Annotated in this window: 16 protein-coding genes; 8 read left to right on the top strand and 8 right to left on the bottom strand. The window is 71.9% G+C overall.

The window, feature by feature from the left end; genetic code table 11:
- Positions 1-32 precede the first annotated feature (32 nt).
- A complete protein-coding gene (locus tag I8N67_RS29205; RefSeq protein WP_200307213.1) occupies positions 33-1,529 on the top strand; it encodes a class I adenylate-forming enzyme family protein in 1,497 nt (498 codons plus the stop codon).
- A 12-nt stretch (positions 1,530-1,541) separates the two neighbouring features.
- Here I8N67_RS29205 and I8N67_RS29200 read toward each other — a convergent pair whose 3' ends face one another.
- Both I8N67_RS29200 and I8N67_RS29195 read right to left on the bottom strand, forming a co-directional pair.
- Positions 1,542-2,054 (bottom strand): EF-hand domain-containing protein, encoded by a 513-nt coding sequence (locus tag I8N67_RS29200; RefSeq protein ID WP_200307212.1) that lies wholly within the window; start codon positions 2,052-2,054, stop codon positions 1,542-1,544.
- 197 nt (positions 2,055-2,251) lie between these two features.
- On the bottom strand, positions 2,252-2,656 hold the full coding sequence (locus I8N67_RS29195; RefSeq protein ID WP_200307226.1) for an STAS domain-containing protein: 405 nt from the start codon (positions 2,654-2,656) through the stop codon (positions 2,252-2,254).
- Positions 2,657-3,219: 563 nt separating this feature from the next.
- Between I8N67_RS29195 and I8N67_RS29190 the strand changes: the two genes are divergently transcribed.
- Positions 3,220-3,801 (top strand): sigma-70 family RNA polymerase sigma factor, encoded by a 582-nt coding sequence (locus tag I8N67_RS29190; protein WP_200307211.1) that lies wholly within the window; start codon positions 3,220-3,222, stop codon positions 3,799-3,801.
- Positions 3,798-5,225 (top strand): zf-HC2 domain-containing protein, encoded by a 1,428-nt coding sequence (locus I8N67_RS29185; protein WP_200307210.1) that lies wholly within the window; start codon positions 3,798-3,800, stop codon positions 5,223-5,225. Before I8N67_RS29190 ends, I8N67_RS29185 begins: the two co-directional genes overlap by 4 nt.
- Before the next feature lie 257 nt (positions 5,226-5,482).
- Here I8N67_RS29185 and purU read toward each other — a convergent pair whose 3' ends face one another.
- Together purU and I8N67_RS29175 are read right to left on the bottom strand one after the other, a co-directional pair.
- Positions 5,483-6,364 carry a formyltetrahydrofolate deformylase gene (gene purU, locus I8N67_RS29180; protein ID WP_200307209.1) on the bottom strand — a complete coding sequence of 294 codons (882 nt, stop codon included), beginning with the start codon at positions 6,362-6,364 and terminating at the stop codon, positions 5,483-5,485.
- A gap of 111 nt (positions 6,365-6,475) precedes the next feature.
- The gene (locus tag I8N67_RS29175; protein WP_200307208.1) at positions 6,476-6,976 is read right to left on the bottom strand and encodes an SCO4402 family protein; all 501 of its coding nucleotides are present in this window, start codon (positions 6,974-6,976) and stop codon (positions 6,476-6,478) included.
- Positions 6,977-7,104: 128 nt separating this feature from the next.
- Between I8N67_RS29175 and I8N67_RS29170 the strand changes: the two genes are divergently transcribed.
- Positions 7,105-8,409 carry an ABC transporter substrate-binding protein gene (locus I8N67_RS29170; RefSeq protein ID WP_200307207.1) on the top strand — a complete coding sequence of 435 codons (1,305 nt, stop codon included), beginning with the start codon at positions 7,105-7,107 and terminating at the stop codon, positions 8,407-8,409.
- A 52-nt stretch (positions 8,410-8,461) separates the two neighbouring features.
- Here the strand turns inward: I8N67_RS29170 and I8N67_RS29165 are convergent, their stop codons facing one another.
- Both I8N67_RS29165 and I8N67_RS29160 read right to left on the bottom strand, forming a co-directional pair.
- Entirely contained in the window at positions 8,462-10,000 is a 1,539-nt protein-coding gene (locus I8N67_RS29165) for a hypothetical protein (RefSeq protein ID WP_200307206.1), read from the bottom strand.
- A gap of 165 nt (positions 10,001-10,165) precedes the next feature.
- On the bottom strand, positions 10,166-11,548 hold the full coding sequence (locus tag I8N67_RS29160; protein ID WP_200307205.1) for an NsdA family TPR-like regulatory protein: 1,383 nt from the start codon (positions 11,546-11,548) through the stop codon (positions 10,166-10,168).
- Positions 11,549-11,898: 350 nt separating this feature from the next.
- On the opposite strand from I8N67_RS29160, the gene I8N67_RS29155 reads away from it, so the two are divergent.
- Both I8N67_RS29155 and I8N67_RS43060 read left to right on the top strand, forming a co-directional pair.
- Entirely contained in the window at positions 11,899-12,582 is a 684-nt protein-coding gene (locus I8N67_RS29155; protein ID WP_234046472.1) for a bifunctional DNA primase/polymerase, read from the top strand.
- 275 nt (positions 12,583-12,857) lie between these two features.
- Positions 12,858-13,073: an LAETG motif-containing sortase-dependent surface protein gene (locus I8N67_RS43060; RefSeq protein ID WP_307835401.1), complete on the top strand. Its 216-nt coding sequence runs from the start codon at positions 12,858-12,860 to the stop codon at positions 13,071-13,073.
- A 73-nt stretch (positions 13,074-13,146) separates the two neighbouring features.
- On the opposite strand, the gene I8N67_RS29145 is transcribed toward I8N67_RS43060, so the two are convergent.
- Together I8N67_RS29145 and I8N67_RS29140 are read right to left on the bottom strand one after the other, a co-directional pair.
- Positions 13,147-14,064: an alpha/beta fold hydrolase gene (locus I8N67_RS29145; RefSeq protein ID WP_200307204.1), complete on the bottom strand. Its 918-nt coding sequence runs from the start codon at positions 14,062-14,064 to the stop codon at positions 13,147-13,149.
- Positions 14,065-14,921: 857 nt separating this feature from the next.
- Positions 14,922-15,614 (bottom strand): iron-dependent transcriptional repressor DtxR, encoded by a 693-nt coding sequence (locus I8N67_RS29140; protein WP_200307203.1) that lies wholly within the window; start codon positions 15,612-15,614, stop codon positions 14,922-14,924.
- A 353-nt stretch (positions 15,615-15,967) separates the two neighbouring features.
- Here I8N67_RS29140 and I8N67_RS29135 point away from each other — a divergent pair, with 353 nt between their 5' ends.
- Complete coding sequence (locus I8N67_RS29135) at positions 15,968-16,729, top strand: SIS domain-containing protein (RefSeq protein ID WP_200307202.1); 762 nt, start codon at positions 15,968-15,970, stop codon at positions 16,727-16,729.
- 215 nt (positions 16,730-16,944) lie between these two features.
- Positions 16,945-18,417: a PAS domain-containing protein gene (locus I8N67_RS29130; RefSeq protein WP_200307201.1), complete on the top strand. Its 1,473-nt coding sequence runs from the start codon at positions 16,945-16,947 to the stop codon at positions 18,415-18,417.
- Positions 18,418-18,440: the final 23 nt, after the last annotated feature.

Here is an 18,440-nt window from a genome sequence, read left to right as displayed (position 1 = left end):
TCAGGTAAGCCGGAGTCGGCGAGGGGGCCGCTGTGAACGACACCGCACACGCGCTCGGTACGTCCCGCACCCTCTGGGAGCTGCTCGCCCGCCGCGCCGACCTCACCCCCGACCGGCCCGTCCTCCTCCAGGACGACCGGACGCTGAGCTTCGGCGAGCTGCGCGCCCGCGCCGAGCGGGTGGCGGCCGGGCTGTACGACATGGGCGTACGCCCCGGCACCGTCGTCGCCTGGCAGCTGCCCACCCGCATCGAGACGGCCGTGCTCTCCTTCGCCCTGGCCCGCCTCGGCGCCGTCCAGTCCCCGGTCATCCCCTTCTACCGCGACCGCGAGGTCGGCTTCGCGCTCAGGGAGTCCAAGGCGGAGTTCTTCGCGGTGCCGGGCGAGTGGCGCGGCTTCGACCACACGGAGATGGCGCGGCGGCTGGGCGCCAAGGGAATCTTCGAGGCGTACGACGCGCTCCCGGACGGCGACCCGTCGGCACTGCCCGCCCCACCGGCCGACGGCACCACCGTCCGCTGGGTCTACTGGACCTCGGGCACCACCTCCGACCCCAAGGGCGTCCTGCACACGGACCGTTCGCTGATCGCGGGCGGCTCCTGCCTCGCCCACGCACTGCGGCTCACCCAGGACGACGTCGGCTCGATCGCCTTCCCGTACGCGCACATAGGCGGCCCGGACTACATGGTGATGCTGCTGCTGTACGGCTTCCCGGCGGTGATGTTCGAGCACTTCGCGCTGCCGGCCGCGCTGGCGGGCTACCGCGAGCACCGGGTGACGGTGGCGGGCGGGTCGACGGCGTTCTACTCGATGTTCCTCGCCGAGCAGCGCAAGCAGCCCGGCTCCCCCGTCGTCCCGACACTCCGGCTGCTCGCGGGCGGCGGGGCGCCGAAGCCGCCCGAGGTCTACCACTCGGTCGTACGGGAGATGGGCGTGCAACTCACCCACGGGTACGGCATGACGGAGGTCCCGATGATCACGATGGGGGCGCCGGACGACTCGGCGGAGAACCTGGCGACGACGGAGGGGCGGCCGCCGGAGGGTATGGAGATACGGATCGTGGACGGGGAGGTGCGGCTGAAGGGGGAGGCCGTCTGCCGGGGGTATCTGGATCCGGCGCAGTCGGCGGCGGCGTTCGACGCGGACGGATTCTTCGTCACCGGTGACCTCGGGCAGGTCACCGGCAGCGGTCATCTGGTGCTGACCGGCCGGCTCAAGGACGTCATCATCCGCAAGGGCGAGAACATCTCGGCGAAGGAGATCGAGGACCTGCTGCACCGGCACCCGGCCGTCCGGGACGTGGCGGTGATCGGGCTGCCGGACGCCGAGCGCGGGGAGCGGGTCTGCGCGGTGGTCGAACAGCCGCCGGAGGCGGGCCCCCTGACGCTGAAGGACGTCACCGGCCATCTGCGCGCGGAAGGGCTGTCCGTCCACAAACTGCCGGAGCAGGTGGAGGTGGTGGACGCCCTCCCGCGCAACGAGACCCTGCGCAAGGTCCTCAAGTACAAGCTCAGGGAGCGCTATTCATGAGCTGGCGCGATCTCATTCGGGCACGGTGAAGTAGCGCGCGAACGCCGTCACGATCTCCGACTCGCTTACGTGGCCGTCGCCGTCGGTGTCGAGGGCGGCGGCGGACGCTCCGGCGATCTCCTCGGGGACACCGAGGGCCTTGAGGATCCGGCCCGTCTCCTCGACCGTCATCGAGCCGTCCCCGTCGGTGTCCGCGACGGCGAGGGCCGCGTGCAGGAAGGGGCGGGCGATCTCGGCGAAGCGGCCGGGGTTGTCGCGCAACCGCTTGACCGCTCCGTTCACGAACTCGTCCCGGGTGATGCGCTGGTCGCCGTCCCGGTCGGCCATCCCCGCCATGCCCTGCCAGAAGGCCTCGGCGCCCATGTACAGCGCCTGGCCCTTGTCGGACCGGGCGGTGGTGCCGAACTCGCTGAGAACCGCCTTGCTCGCCGCACTGAAGTCCTCGCGGTCGATCCAGCCGTTGCCGTCCTGGTCGAAGGTGGCGAACCGGGCGGCGATCCTGCGCTCGTACTCGCTGCTGACCATGTCTTCTCGGGCCCGCCTTACGTCAAGTGGGGTGCTTCTCGGACGGAGCGTACGACGTCGGGGGCCGGGTCGGCGCGGGAAAGCGGCGCTTGTACCAAGACTGCGCGAATTCCGGGACATCAGTGTGGCCGCTGTGGCGGTACCGGGAGGAAACCACGCGGTCGAGCCGCCGATCGGACCCTCCGTAGAACCAGAGGTCAGGCCGACAGCGGGTCGGCCTCGTCCTCGGGCTCCGGTGCGACCGCCGAGACGACGTCCGGGTGCACGTCGAAGAGGCGGCGGACGCCGAGGGCGGCGAGGACGCGGTTGACGTGCGCGCCCTCGGCCGGGCCGCCCGTCCTGCCGTCGGCGGGGAGGATCAGCCTGAGGCGGCCCCGGCAGGAGCGCATGAGCCGCCGGGTGGCGATGAGGACGCCCACCCCGCTGGAATCGCAGAAGACGACCCTGGAGAGGTCGAGGACGATACTTCGGCGGCCGTCGGCCACCGCGTCGTGCACCCGCTGGCGGAGCACCGGCGACGTGACCAGATCCATCTCTCCCGACACGCGCAGCACGGCCCACTCGCCCTGCCCGCCGTCGGTCACTTCGAACGTCACCGCGATGCCTCTCAGTCGCCGAACCGGAAGCCACTGCACCGCTTCCTGCTGCGCGGCTGCCCCGCCGTCGTTCCATGAAACACCCGCCCCGCACCGAAAGCGCGTGGTAACCGAGCCATTTCAGGGGCCTTTTCGGTGCGATTTCCATCCAGTACGGTCACATGTGATCGACTAGTGATCACCAACGGGTCAAGACAGATCAAGGCAGACCAGACATGGATCGAGCTCGATCCGGAGTGGTCGGATTCGCGCAGGGTAGGCGTTGTACGACTTCGCACAAGGATGCTAAAGGTGGTCAGACGCCCACGTGGGCGGCCTGAAAACGAGGACGGAGGAGGTCCATACCACCTTCGACCTCGGGAGGGGCGCACATTGCCATAAAGGGGCGTGCGCGGTCAGCGGTGCCGACTACATTCGGGTCGGCAGTGCGCACAGGCTGGGATCCGGACCGGAATCGGGCCGGATCAGGGCCGGGATCAAGGGCCGGGATCAAGGGGCCGGGCCGACAGGGGTCCACGGCCCGGCGGTCGACAGGAACGGCGCAGGTACGAGCAGGGTGAGGGGACCGTATGGCGGCGAAGGACGCACCGCCCCGCTGGGACCGCAAGATGCAGCAGCGGCTGGCGCGCGGCGAGGCCGCCGCGCTCGGTGAGCTCTACGACCGGTTCTCGTCCCTCGTGCACGGCCTCGCCCACCGCGTCCTCAGCGACGAGCGGGCCGCCGACGGCATCACCCGCGAGGTGTTCGTCCACCTCTGGGAGAACCCCGAGTCGTACGACCCCAAGCAGGGCCCGCTGCGGTCCTGGGTCGCCGCGCTGACCCACCGCCTGGCCGTGCAGCGGCTGCGCGCCACCGAGACCGCCGCGCTCGCCCGCAGCGGCGAAGGCACCTCGGAGGACCTGGAACGCAAGGTCCGGCAGGCCTCGGTCGCCGCCCGCGCCGACTACATAGTGCAGGCCATGCCGGCGCCCCTGCGCGCCGCCCTCGAACTCGCCTACTTCCAGCGGCGCGACTACCGCCAGACCGCCACCGACCTCGGCGTCACCGAGGACGAGGCCCGCCGCCGCCTCCGCCTCGGGCTCCAACTCCTCGCCACCGCCCACGACACCCGCCCCTCCGGGGCCCCGCCCGAATACGGGGGTGCGGTGTGACCGGCGGCACGAGCCCTTTCGACGCGTACGACGACGATCCCGAGGACCGCTCCGGCGGCACGGGCGGTGACGCCGGCGGGGATCCCGGCGCACCCGGCGACTCCGGCACGCCCGGCGGCCCCCAGGCCCCGACAGGCCCCACCGGCCCCACCGGTCCCGACGGCGACGACCCGGGCGGGCCGCCGCGCATACCGCTGCCGCGTTCGTCCGTGGAGGACACGGGCCTGCCCCTGCCGCACCCCACCACGGCACCCGTACCGCCGACGCCCCCGCCACCCCCGCCCGCTCCCCTCGTCCTGGAGCACCGGGTGCTGAAGGCGCTGCTCGGCGCGTGGGCGCTGGCGGCGTGTTCGGCGGAGGAGGCGCTCGCGGTGGAGGAGCACCTCGGTACGTGCGGCTCGTGTGCGGACGAGGCCCGGCGGCTGCGAGAGGCCGTGGGCCTGCTGCACCCGGCGGAGAGCCTCGACCTGGCCCCGTCCCTGCGCACCCAGGTGCTGGAGACCTGCCTGGGCCGGCGCCCGCCGCGCGTCCCCGTACCCCGTTGGGCGGCCCCGTACGACGCGGAGGCCGCCCGCCTGGACGCGCTGCTGCAGGACATCGGCGACGCCGACTGGCACACCCCCGTACGGCTGCGCTGGTTCGAGGGCGGCGGTCCGGTGAGCCGTCGTACGACCGTCGCCGGGGTCATCGCCCACCTGCTGACCGTCGACGGGCTGGTCGCGACCGCGCTCGGCCTGGACGACCCCCTGGACGGGCTCGAACCGCACCCGGACGACGGCACGCCCACGGCCCGCACCGAGGCGTACTGGAAGGCGTCCCACTTCCCGCCCACCCGTGCCGTGCGCGCGCCCTGGCGGGAGCAGAGCCACAACATCGTCCGTACGACGGCGTTCACGGGCGGCGGCGCCGACGACTCCGACACCTCGGGCCGGCCGGCCGTCTCGTACTGCGCCTTCGAGCTCCCGCTGCGGGACGCGCTGCTGGACCGGGCGTTCGAGTGCTGGATCCACGCGGAGGACATCGCGGAGGCCGTGGACTACCCGTACGAGCCGCCCTCCGGGCGCCATCTGCACGGCATGATCGACCTGGCGGCCCGCATGCTGCCCCTCTCCCTGGCCGAGCGCCGCCGCACCGGACTGGCGTCCCCGCCCCGCCGCCACCTCGCCGCCGCCGGCGCCCCCGGCCGCAGCCTCCGCCTGGAGATCGAGGGCTCCGGGGGCGGCGAGTGGCTCATCCCCCTCGACTCCCCCGCCGGCGTGGGCTCCGCCGCCCACGAAGTAGCCCACGTAGCCCTCGACGGGGTCGAATTCTGCCGCCTCACCGCCGGCCACGTCCCCCCGCAAGAAGCCGCCGCCGGCCAGAACGGCGACCGCCAAGCCATCCAAGACGTCCTCTTCGCAGCGGCGGCCCTGAGCCGCATGTGACACCACGATCGTCGTGGCTGGTCGCGCGGTTCCCCGCGCCCCTGAAAGCGAAAAGCACGGGGCGCAGCCCCTGCTTTTCAGGGGCGCGTGGAACCGCGCGAGCAACCCACCACAACCCGCACCCGCCGGACAACAAGCACGCCCACCCCCCTAGGCGCAAAAGGGGCGCGGGGAACTGCGCGACCAGCCACGACGCAGCCGCACCCGCCACACCACACGCACCCCCGAGCTATTAGGCACCCTCGCCCGGCGGAGCCCTACGCGAAGACGACCGTCCGCCGCCCGTTCACCAGAATCCGCCGCTCCGCATGCCACTTCACGGCCCGCGCCAGCGCCTGGCACTCCACATCCCGCCCGACCGCGACAAGCTCCTCGGGGGTCACCCCGTGCCCCACCCGCTCGACCTCCTGCTCGATGATCGGCCCCTCGTCGAGGTCGGCGGTGACATAGTGCGCCGTCGCCCCGATCAGCTTCACCCCACGCGCATGCGCCTGGTGATACGGCTTCGCACCCTTGAAGCTCGGCAGGAAGGAGTGGTGGATGTTGATGATGCGGCCGTTGAGCTGCTTGCAGAGGTCGTCGGAGAGGACCTGCATATAGCGGGCCAGCACCACCAGCTCGACGTTCTCCTCGCGCACGATCCGCAGCAGCCGCGCCTCCCCCTCCGCCTTGGTGTCCTTGGTCACCGCGATGTGGTGGAAGGGGATGTCGTACGAGCCGACCAGCTCGGCGAAGTCGGTGTGGTTGGAGACCACGGCCGCGATCTCCACCGGCAGCGCCCCGATGCTCGCCCGGAAGAGCAGGTCGTTCAGGCAGTGGCCGAACTTGCTGACCATGAGGACGATGCGCATCTTCTCGTCGGCCCGGTTGATCTGCCAGTCCATCTGGAAGGAGTCACCGATCGCCGCGAAGCTGGCCCGCAGCTTCTCCACGGTCACCGGCGCCTCCGCCGAGAAGTGGACACGCATGAAGAACAGACCCGTGTCGTGGTCGCCGAACTGCTGACTGTCCTCGATGTTGCAGCCAGTCATGAAGAGGTAGCTCGACACGGCGTGCACGATGCCCTGTTTGTCGGGGCAGGCGAGGGTGAGGACGTACTGGGCGGCGGGCGCCGCGGCTCGGGTGGACTGCTCGTTCATGCCCGACAGGGTCCCATAGGGCGTACCCATGTCGGCAACCGTCCCGAAGACCGGACGACCCGAAGCGACCGGGGACGGAGGACGGACCAGCCCCGACCCCAGCAGCCCCGCCTACGCCGCCCGAGTCATGATCCGCAACACCTCGAGCGTCCGAGGCGGCTCGTCCGGGTCGTCCCCGTCGCTCGCCGAGAGGCGCACATGGGCCTCCCGGGCGGCGCGGACCGCTTCGGGCCAGGCGGGGTGTTCGAGGTACGCGGCGACGACGGCGTCCGGGCCGACCTGGTGCATGATCCGGAGCACGCGCAGCACGGCGGAGTCGACGAGGGCCGCCTCCTGGGCGTCCCGGAAGATCGTGCCCACGTACTTCTCGGCGGACCAGCTGTCCAGCCAGGTGTCCTCGACCAGGCGGTACACGGCGTCGGTGACGTCCCCGTACCCGTCGACACCGGCCAGCCAGACGTCCCGCTGGAACGCCGGGTCGGAGAGCATGTGCAGCGCGGAGCGCACATTGCTGCGCCAGCGCCACCACGGCATGTCATTCAGTGGCATGCCGCCCATGGTGGATGAGCGACGCCCGCGACGGGAAGGGTTCTCCGAACCTTGGACGGTCATCGATCGTGTGTTCCTCTCTGAAATCACTCGAAACTACGATCGTAGCTCCCCGTAATTCACCCCCCGATCACCTCTCGTCGACCGTCCGGCACGCCCGGGTTGGCCATGTGGCGGAATCGTGCGGAGCCATGACCGGCTTCCAGGCACGACGGACCCTCCTCCCCCAAGGCCCCGCGAAAGGTCTCGCGAAAGGCCTGGTCAGAGCCACCACACTGGCGGCGTGTGTGTCGTTCGTCGCCGGGTGCGGGGTCATCCCCGGTGCCACGGGGGGTTCCGGGGACGGCCCCGTCACCGTCATGACCTGGGCGCCGGAGAAGACGGCCGCCACCAACAAACCCGGCATGCCGGCCATGGCCAAGGCCTACGCCCGCTGGGTCAACGCCAACGGCGGCATCAACGGCCGCGAGCTGAAGATCCTCACCTGCAACGACAAGAACGAGACCGTGGCCGCCGCGAAGTGCGCCCGCCGCGCCGCCGCGGAGGACGCCATCGCCGTCGTCGGCTCCTACAGCCAGCACGGCCGTTCCTACCTCGCCCCGCTGGAGTCCGCGGGCATCCCGTACATAGGCGGTTACGGCGTCACCGACGACGAGTTCTCCAGCGCCCTGTCCTATCCGGTCAACGGCGGCCAGGCCGCTCTCATGGCCGGCCTCGGCGAGCAGCTCGCGAAGGCCTGCGGCCCGGTCGCCCTCGTCCGCCCCGACTCGATCGCCGGCGACCAGCTGCCGCTGCTGCTGAACTCGGGGCTGGAGTCGCGGGGGCACGGCGCCGCGGAGGACCAGCTGGCCGCCGAGGACGCGACCGAGTACTCGGAGCACGCCCAGGAGGCCCTGCGCCGGGCGACCGGCGACGCGACCCAAGAAGGCTGCGTGGTGCCCGCGCTCGGCGACCGCACCTTCACCTTCATGGACTCCTTCCGCCGCGACCGCGCCGACTACCCGGACGTGAGCACCGCGACCGTACTCGGCAGCATCGACCAGTCCCTGATCGACTCGAACGGCGGCGGGTCCAGCCCGTACGAGGGGGCGTACGTCACCGGCTGGTACCCGGTGGAGACGGACGAGCGCTGGGACGGGATGAAGAAGGTGATCCGGGAGCACGCCTTCGGCGACAACCGGATCGACCCGGCGGACCCCGGGGTGCAGACCACCTGGATCGCGTACACCGTCCTGACGGCCGCCATCGAGGCGATCGGCGGCGGCGAGGTGACGTCCACCGCGATCCGCCGCGTCCTCGACGACGGTCTGAAGGTCTCCACGGGCGGGCTGACCCCGACGCTCAGCTGGCGCTTCGAGGACCTCATCGCCTCCACCGGCTTCCCCCGGCTGATCAACCCCGAGGTCACCTTCCAGGTCGTACGCGAGGGGCAGCTGGTCGCCGCGCGGCGGGGGTTCGTGAATGTGGAGAAGACCCTGGTGGAAGCGGGGGCGTGAGCCGCCGCCGGCGAAAGCCCGAGCGCGGCCGCACCGGCTGCGGCCGCACCCGCTAGAGCTGCACCGCCTGGCGCGTGGTCAGCCCGTAGGTGGAGGCGATCGAGTTCCACAGCTGGGCGGCCTTGTTCTTCTGGGTGCTGGCCGTGGCGCTGGCCTCGTTGCCGGCCTGGGTCTGCCCGGTGGAGCGGGCCTGGCCCTTCTTGCAGCCCTTCTTCCCGGCGGCCTGGTCGGCCCACGCGGCATAGTGGTTGTCGGCGGAGGCGGAGGCCTGCCAGGCCTTGGTGAGCGCGGTGGTCAGGGCCGCGTGGTCCGGCAGCTTGTCGACCGACAGCTCGCCGAGCCTGGTCACCAGGTCGGTGCGCTGGGTGGCCGCGGCCCGGAGGTCGGTGGCGGCCTGGCCCAGGTTCGTGCAGGCCCTGATGTTCCCGACCGCCTTGATCACACTGCTCCGGCTGTCGCCGCTGTCCGCCAGCAGCTTGTCCAGCGCGACCGCCTGCTCCTTCGCCGGGTCCGCCGACGCGGCCGCCGACTCCGCGGGCTCGGCCCCCGTCGCCGCCACGGGCTTGTTGTCGCCCTGCGACTGGGTGTCCCCCGACCCGGTCGCCATCAGGGCACCCGCCCCTATGCCGAGCACGGCGATGCCCACCCCGACGAGCGCGATGAGCGGCACCTTGGACCTCGTACGGCCCCCGCCGCCCCCGCTCTCCCGTCTCGCGGCGGCCCGCCCACCGGGACCCTGCGGCGGCTGCGCGGCGTACGGAGCCTCGACCCTCGGCAACTGCTGCGTGGCCCCGCCGACGCCCTCGCCCCCCGGCTCGCTCCGGAAGAGACTGTCGAACACGTCCGGCTGCTGCTGCGGCATCCCGTACGGCTGTGACTGCTGCTGGGGCCGCGGCTGTGCGGCCGCCACCGGCGGTATGTACTGCGTGGCCTGCGCGTCCGGGTTCCCGGCGGGCGGCAGGGGCCCGGCGCCGCCGTTCGGCACGCGCCCCAGGAACGTCGTCGCGTCGGACGCCGCCTCCGGCGGCAGCGCACCCGGCCCGACCGGCGGCAGGAACTGCGTGGCCGCCTCCTCGACGGGCGCCGCCGCGGCCACCGGCGGTATGTACTGCCTCACCCCTTCGTCCATGGGCGCGGACTTGGACGCGGGCATCGGCATGCCCCCGGCCGAAGGCACCGGCGGAATGTACTGGGTGACCCCCTCGTCCAGGGGCGGCAGCGGCGCGCTCTGCGGCTGCCGCGGCGGCACGGCGGCCGACGACAGGGACACCTCACCCGCGACCGGCGGCAAGGGCGCCCCGCCCTGAGTGCCTTGAGCACCCTGAGCGTTTTGAGCGCCGTACGCACCGTATGTGTCGTACGTCCCCTGCTGGCCGCCCCACTCCGGCTGGGGAGCGTTGTTCCAGTGATCGGCGGGCGGGGCGGCGGGCGGCGCGGGGGCCTCCTGCGGCTCCCACTGCCGCGTCCACGGCTGGACCGGGGCCGGCGGCAGATCGCTCGGCAGCAGGGGCGCCCCACCGTCCGAGGGCAGCACGATGCCTTCGTGCGCGGGCCGCGCCGAGGGCTCCTCGCCCTGTCCACTCTGCGTCACCGAGGCTCCTACGAATGGGGGATTTCCAGAATCGTCGACTCACGCTACCGGGTCCGGATGACAGGCAACGCACCACCCGCGCCTGAAGGGGCGCGGGGACCCGCGCGATCAGCCACGGCCGACCCGCGGCCCGCGACAAACCGCGATCAGCGCCCCCGGCGGGAGCTACGCCGCCTGGAGATCCATCCGCGCCCCGAACTCCCTGACCACCGCCTCCTCCCGGAACGGCTCCAGCCGCTGCTGGAAGTCCTCCAGATACTCGGCGCCCCGGTTCGACCGCAGGGTGCCCAGCAGTTCCACGGCCTTCAGCCCCGTATGGCAGGCCTGCTCGACCTCCCGCCGCTGTACCTGCGCCGTGGCGAGCAGCACATAGCCGATGGCCCGCCGCCGGGCCCGCGACTCCGGATGCTTGGCCAGCGACTCCTCGGCCCGCCGTGCCGCGGACTCCGCCTGCCCGAGGTCCCGGTGGCAGTGCGCCAACTCGTCGGCCAGATAGGCCTCGTCGAAGTGCTTGATCCACGCCGGGTCGTCCCCGGACGAGGGGTCCGCCGACTCCAGCGCCTCGACGGCCCGCCCGGCCGCCGCCTGCGCGGCGTGCGCGTCGCCCATCAGCGCGTGCCCGCGCGCCTCCGCCGCGTGGAACATCGACTCCGCGCGCGGGGTGGCCCGCCCCCGCGCCCCTTCCTGCGCCGCGCGCGCCAACTGCGCGATCTCCCGCGGGTTTCCGAGCTGCGCGGCGAGATGGCTCATGGACGCGGCGAGCACATACCCGCCGTAGGAACGGTCGCCCGCGGCCTGGGCGAGCCGGAGCGCCTGGATGTAGTACCGCTGGGCGAGTCCGGGCTGACCGGTGTCGACGGCCATGTACCCGGCGAGTTCGGTCAGCCGGGCGACCGCGGCGAACAGTTCGCGCCCCACCGCCTCCCGGTACGAGCCGGCCAGCAGCCCCGAGACGACACTGTTCAGGTAGTGCACGACGACCGGCCGTACATGACCGCTGCCGTACTGGTGGTCGAGGTCGACGAGCGCCTGTGTCATCGCGCGCACGGCCCCGACGTCGGCGAGCCCCACGCGGGGCCCCGCCGAGCGGGCCACCTGGGAGTCAGGGGCTGAGATCAGCCAGTCCCGGCTGGGCTCGACGAGCGCGGAGGCGGCGACGGACGATCCGGAGAGGAAGTCCCGCCGCCCCACGTCGCTGCGCCACAGCTCGCAGACCTGCTCGATCGCTCCCAGCACCGTCGGCGAGAACTGCAGGCCCACGCCGGACGCGAGGTTCTTTCCGTTGGCCATGCCGATCTCGTCGATCGTGACCGTACGGCCCAGCTTGCGGCCGAGGGCCTCGGCGATGATCGCGGGCGCCCGGCCCCGCGGCTGCTGTCCACGCAGCCAGCGCGCGACGGACGTCTTGTCGTAACGGAGGTCGAGACCGTGCTCCGCGCCGCACATGTTGACCCGCCGGGCCAGCCCCGCGTTGGAGCAGCCGGCTTCCTGGATGAGCGCCTGCAGTCGTTCGTTCGGCTGCCTGGCGACGAGCGGCCTTGCGGCCATGGCGTACCCCCTGTGGCTGTGGTGCCTTGCCCACGCACCGAGTTGACGTGTCCTCAGCAGTCGGAACCCTTCGCACACGCGGCCACGCGGCACCCATGCACACCCGAACACGCGTACCGAAAGCGCGTACCCACATATCGAAAGGATCCGGCCTCGAAGATCAATGCCCCGCCGACATACCGAAGATGCGAGACATGCCAGGATTGCCGGGGTAAACACGCATGCTGTACCCCACACGTGGCTACCCGGCTCACTCCGTGATCCCGCCCGCGCGCCCCCGCCCGTGCACCCATGCGCCCCGGCCCCGAGAGCGATGCTCTCCCCCGCGCATGTGACTTCCGTAACCCCTGATGAACGCTAGAGTTGTGTTCATCGTGGAAGAGACCATCGCGGGCCCTGAAGCTGCCCAAATCCCGAAGCAGCGTGGTGAATCGCTGCTGGACACCGCCGTTCGATACGCCGAAGAGCGCCACTGGGACGTTTTCCCGGGGACATGGCTGGAAGCCGTCGACGGGGTGCAGCGCTGCTCATGCGGCAGCGCGGTGTGCGCCACCCCCGGCGCACACCCGGCGCGCGAGGACTGGGCGACCCAGGCAACAGGCAGTGCGACCGTCGCACGCCGTCTGTGGTCCAAGCAGCCCACCGCGTCGATCCTCCTGCCGACCGGCCGTACGTTCGACACGATTGATGTTCCCGAGACCTCGGGACTGCTGGCGCTCGCCCGTATGGAGCGCATGGAGCTGACGCTCGGCCCGGTGACCTGGACACCGGACCGGCGCATGCAGTTCTTCGTCCTGCCCGGCGCCTCCGCCAAGGTCACCGATCTCGTACGCAAGTTGGGCTGGTCCCCGCTCGCGCTCGATCTCAAGGCCCTGGGCGAGGGCGAGTACGTCGCGGCTCCGCCGACGCGGTACGGCTCCCGTGGGGCCGTGCAGTGGGCCCGGCGGCCCACCCCCGCGAACCGGTGGCTGCCGGACGCGGAGGAACTGATCTCACCGCTCGCGTACGCCTGCGGCAGGGACGGGCGCCGGTAACGCTCCGGGCGGGGGCTGCGGGTCGGTTTCACGACTGCGGGTCGGTCGTGGTCGCTCACGCAGTTCCCCGCGCCCCTCAAGGTCGTCGACTTCGGCGCCCAGCACCTCCATTCGTCCGCCCCGGACCAGCTCGACCCGGTGGCGGACGTCCTCGCGTGACTCGCCCCGCCGGCCCCTTCTGATGAGGGGTCGGCGTGTGTGTCGTGCGGGGCTTGTGTGGTTCTGCCGACAGGGCTGGTGGGGCTTGTCGGGGCGGGGCTCCGGCGGGTCGGGGGGTGAAAGCCCCGTCGACCCCGGCACCCGATCCCTCCACCCCCGGCGGCGGTGACGAGCAGTCCCCGCCGGCCAACCGGCCCGACCCGGACGGCGACCTCGCCGACACCGGCTCCGACACCCCGGTCGGCCTGCTCTCGGGCATCGCCGCGGCGGTCGTCGCGGCGGGCGGGGCGCTCGTGTGGTGGATGCGGCGACGGAGGGCCGCGCAGGGCTGAGCCGGCGCGATGTCGTCGTACGACGTGGAAGGGCCCCGGAAGGCCGGTGAATTCCAGGGGCCCTTTCGCTCGCTCAGTCCGAGAAGCCGTCCAGGAACGGCTCTATCGCCGCGCGCCACGCGTCCGGCTGGTCGTAGTGGACGAGGTGGCCGGCGTCGGCGACCTCGGCGTACTGGCCGTGGGGCAGGACGCGGACCATCTCCTGGGACTCGGCGCGGCCCAGCTCGCCGTCGAGGCCGCGGACGACGAGGGCGGGGCACCTGACCTGGGTCAGCTCCTCCCAGTGGGCGTCGTACACCCAGGTCTCGCGGGTCTTCAGCATCTGCTCGGGGTCGAAGACGGGCCGCCAGCCGTCGGAGCCCTCGTGCATGACCTCGGCGTAGAACTCGCCGCGGGACGGATTCGGGCGTTCCACCCAGGGGTCGTCCTCGCCGAACCACTTGCGGACGTCGGCGAGGGTGGCGAAGGGCAGCGGCCAGGCCTTGAACCAGCTCTCCCACTCGCGCTGCGAGGCGGCGCCCAGCGCCGAGGCCCGCATGTCGCAGATGATCAGGCCGCACACCAGGTCCGGGCGCCTGGCGGCCAGCTGCCAGGCGGTCAGCGCGCCCATGGCGTGGCCTATGAGGACCACCGGGTCGAGGCCCAGCTGTGCGACGGCGGCCTCGGCGTCCTCGACGTAGGCCTCACGGGTGTACGCGGCCTGCTCGGGCTTCTGGCTCTGGCCGTGGCCGCGCTGGTCGAGTGCGACGGCGCGGCGCCGCTCGGAGAGCCAGCGGGCGGTGGGGGCCCAGTGCGAGGCGCGGCCCATGAGGCCGTGCAGCAACAGCACTCCGGGCCGGCGTGCGCGCTCGCCGCCGCTGTCCTCGGCGGCCTCGCCGGCCCTCGCCCCCATGGGGTCGTCGGGCATTTCGCCGGTCTTGGGAGGGTCGCCGTACTCCCAGGCAGCGAGACTCACGCCGCCTGCTCCCGTCACGTCGCTGCGCCGCACCATTGGCACCCCCCAGACTCCCGCCCGGACCGCTCGCTCCCGCCTCTCGCTCCCGCTTCGAGCCGGCCGGTCCACTCGTCCTAACCGCTGTCGTACCGCTGTACCGCTGTCCTGCTGTTTCACTCCTGCTCCGGCTGCGGTGCCGCCGCCGTGCCCGCCACTCGGACGGCGGGCACTTGTGTTACAGCGTGCATATCGGTCGGCACGTTACGTGTGGGGTGTCCGCGTCACTTCTGGCAGGGGTCGCGCGACGCCACGCCGTACACGTTATCGAATGAACATTCGAAGATGCCGTTCTCGGCGACTACACCCCTCATTCGAGTGACCTCCCTCAAGGATTGCCCGCCGTCGCCGAGGGGAGATCTTCAAAGGGAGGCGGACCGCTCGGGGAAAACGGTCCGAGGGGGATGACCCTGGGAGCTCGGGGCTCCGGGTCAGCACAGGGGAGGACAGGCCCCGGCGCCACACGGCGCCGGGGCCCTCCCCATGTCCACGGCACATCCGCCCCGCCCCTCCCCTGCCCGCACGGGATCACCGTCCCGGGCGGCAAAGAGTCCCTCAGGTCATATGCCTCACGCGCAAGCCTCGCACGCGAACGGCCCGAGCGCTGCGATTCGGCGCACTGAATCTTGGATTCGGCGGGATCGCGACAGGGGCCCCACCGCGCCGCAACTACCCCTCCCGCACCGGGAGTTGGCGCACGATGCGAACATCCGCCGACACGTGTCGAACACCGGCCGACAAGGGGTGACCGGGAGCGACACGGGGCGGTCGAAATCGGTCAGCTGATGCCGGTCAGCCGATGGTGGTCGGCCGATGCCGTCAGCCGATGGTGGTCGGCCGATGAACAGTCACGCGCCTCAGCGCTTGGCGACGAACACGTGGGATGCGACGTCCGCCTCCAGCTCCGCCGCCTCGCCACCGCTGCCCACGAGGACACCGCCGGCCGACTCCGTCACGCTCACCACGGAACCGGGCTGCACGCCCGCCCGCCGCAGCGTGTACATCAGCTGGGCGTCCGTCTGGATGGGCTCGCCGATCCGGCGTACGACGACGGTCTTGCCCTCCGTGCCCGGGTCGAGGTCCGCGAGCGAGACCATGCCCTCGTCCAGGAAGGGGTCCGCGCCGTCCTTCTCGCCCAGCTCTTCCAGCCCCGGGATCGGGTTGCCGTACGGCGACTCGGTCGGGTGGCGCAGCAGCTCCAGTACGCGGCGCTCGACGGCCTCGCTCATCACGTGCTCCCAGCGACACGCCTCCGCGTGGACCTGCTCCCACTCCAGGCCGATCACGTCGACGAGCAGACACTCCGCGAGGCGGTGCTTGCGCATCACGCGCGTCGCGAGCCGGCGGCCCTCCTCCGTGAGCTCCAGATGGCGGTCCGCGGCGACGGACACCAGGCCGTCACGCTCCATGCGCGCGACCGTCTGGCTCACCGTGGGGCCGCTCTGGTCGAGCCGCTCGGCGATCCGGGCGCGCATGGGGACCACACCTTCCTCCTCCAGCTCGAGGATGGTGCGGAGATACATCTCCGTCGTATCGATCAGTCCGGACATACGTGCCCCTCGATGAGATTCAGCCGGAGGCTTCGTCGGCCACACCGGCTTACTGCGCTGGCCCTGGACCCAATTCTTACGCATCCGACTGACAACCGTGCGGTGCCGGGGGAACGACGGCGTTACGACGGCGGTCCACTGGCCGATTTCCACCGGGGCGTCCCGCTTGTCCTGGACCCACCTACGAGCTCGGGGGGGCAGGTTGCCGGGCGGATGCGGGTGGGTCGTGGCCTGTCGCGCGGTTCCCCGCACCCCTCATGGGGCTTCGCCCCCACTTATTGACACCCCACTGGTCCAGACCTCTAACGTGATCCGCGACACTCAGGACTCGGCGAAGGCGAAGGGGTCGGCGGATGGGACAGGGCGGCGACACGGTGGGCGGGCGGTTCTTCGACGCGGCGATCGGGCTGCTGGAGCGGGTTCGGGACGAGGAGGGCGAGAGCCTCGCCGCGGCCGGGGAGCTGATCGCGGACACGGTCGCCGAGGGGGGCCGCCTCTTCGCGTTCGGGGCCGGACACTCGTCCCTCGCCGCACAGGACCTCGTCTACCGGGCCGGCGGCCTCGCACTGATGAACCTCCTCGCCGTACCCGGCGCGGTGGGCGTGGACGTACTGCCCGCGACGCTCGGCTCGGCACTGGAGCGGGTCGACGGACTGGCGACCGCCGTGCTCGACACCAGCCCACTGCGCGCCGGCGACCTGCTCGTGGTGATCTCCCTCTCCGGCCGCAACGCCCTGCCCGTCGAGATGGCCTCGCACGCCCGGGAGCTGGGCGTCAAAGTCATCGGCGTCACCTCGGTCGCGTACGCCGCACAGACCAGTTCGCGCCACTCTTCCGGCACCTTCCTCAAGGACCACTGCGACCTCGTCCTCGACTCGAAGATCTCCGTCGGCGACGCCGAACTCACCCTCGACACCATCCCCGCCCCATTCGCCCCGGCCTCCACCGTCGTCACCTCCGCGATCCTCCAGTCGGTCATGGCCACCGCCGCCGCCTCCCTCGCCGACCGGGGCATCGAACCGCCGCTGCTCCGCTCCGGCAACGTGGACGGCGGGCTCGACTGGAACGACCGGGTGATGCGGGAGTACGGCGACCGGATCTTCTACCTGCGCTGACGGCCTCACCCGGAGAACCGTTGGAAACGGCTGCGGATCGTTGAGTACGGTTGAAAACAGCTGAGATCCGTGAGGAGGAAATCCGGCGTACAACGATTTCGTCCAAATCTTGCGTGAACCAGATGTGGGCCGGGTCACGTTCGAGTTGAATGATGACGAGTGAGCGAACCGACGCGCCGTACGTGCGGACGCAACGCAGCCTGCAGGGGGTTCAGGTGAGTGCTTCCCGGCGTAGTGGGACCACCGACGAGCTCGGGCCCGACGAGCCCGAGCAGGACGGTCCGACGGACGAGGACACCAACGACATCGAGAACACAACAGGCCCGGACTCCGGCGGCCCGGACTCCGGCGGCTCGGACTCCGGCGGCTCGGACCTTCTCGCCGCGCTGCTGGACGGGATGGACGCGGCCCTGTGCGCCTTCGACGCCGACGGCGTCGTCACCCACTGGAACCGCGAGGCCGAACGCATCCTCGGCTGGACCGCGGACGAGGCCGTGGGGCGCCACGGCTTCGCCGGCTGGGCCGTACGCACCGCCGACGCCGAGGAGGTCGAGGGGCGGCTGATGGCCGCCATGCACGCCTCCGGACGGCAGGTGCACGAGTTCGCCCTCGTCACCAAGGACGGCGGCCGGGTCCTCGTACGCACCCAGTCCGCCGCCGTACGCGGACCCGACGGCAAACCCGCCGGCCTGTACACCGCCTTCAGCGAGGTCCACGCGCAGATCGACCTCGAACGGTCCATCGCCCTCAGCGAGGCCCTCTTCGAGGACGCGTCCTGGGGAGTCGTCCTCGTCGACGCCGACCTGCGCCCCGCCGTCGTCAACGCGCACGCCGCCCGCTCCCTCGGCATCGGCCGTACGGCGGTCCTCGGGCGCCCCCTCGGCGAACTGCTCGCCCAGGGCGTCGAGGAACTGGAGAGCGCCCTCACCCACGTACTCGCGGAGGGCGCCCCGCCCGCACCCGCCGAGATCTGGGTCGGCGTCCGCACCCCCGACGGCGAGAAACGGCGCTGCTGGCGCAGCGGCTTCCTCCGCCTCGCCTCCCCCCTCGCCGAAGAACCGGTTCCCCTCGGCGTCGGCTGGCTCTTCCAGGACGTCACCGAGTCCAAACAGACCGAGCAGGAAGCCTCCCTGCTCCGCTTCCGCATGAACCAGCTCCACCGCGCCGCACGCGCCGCCGCCGAGTGCGAGGACCCCGGCGAGGCCGCCACCGTCCACCTCGACTTCGCCCTCGCCGGCTTCGCCGACCACGCCCTCATCGACCGCGTCGCCGGCGGCTCCCTCGCCGACGGCGAAGGCCCCGCCCGCCTCGTACGCGCCGCCGCCACCCCGAGCGGCGCCCCCGGCCCCAGCCACCTCGCCGGCCACGCCGGGCTCCCCGTCCGCTACGGCCCGGGCCACCCCGCCCTGCAATGCGTCGAACGCGCCGGCTCCGTCCGCGCCAGCGCCGGCACCGCCGCCCCGGAAACCGCCCGTGACTGGGCCACCGGCCGCCAATGGCCCCCGGACACCGTCCACGCCCTCTGCGCCGTACTGCGCAGCCGAGGCCGCACCCTCGGCGTCGTCACCTTCCTGCGCGGCGCCGGCCGCACCCCGTTCGAACGCACGGACGCGGTGTACGCGGAGGACGTGGCGGTACGGATCGCCACGGCACTGGACCTGGAGGCGCTGGAGAGGTCGTCGGAATAGCCGCAGTAGCCGGAACAACCAGA

It is taken from the genome of Streptomyces adelaidensis (assembly GCF_016598475.1).
GTDB lineage: Bacteria > Actinomycetota > Actinomycetes > Streptomycetales > Streptomycetaceae > Streptomyces > Streptomyces adelaidensis.
This window is presented reverse-complemented; position numbering and strand designations above follow the sequence as displayed.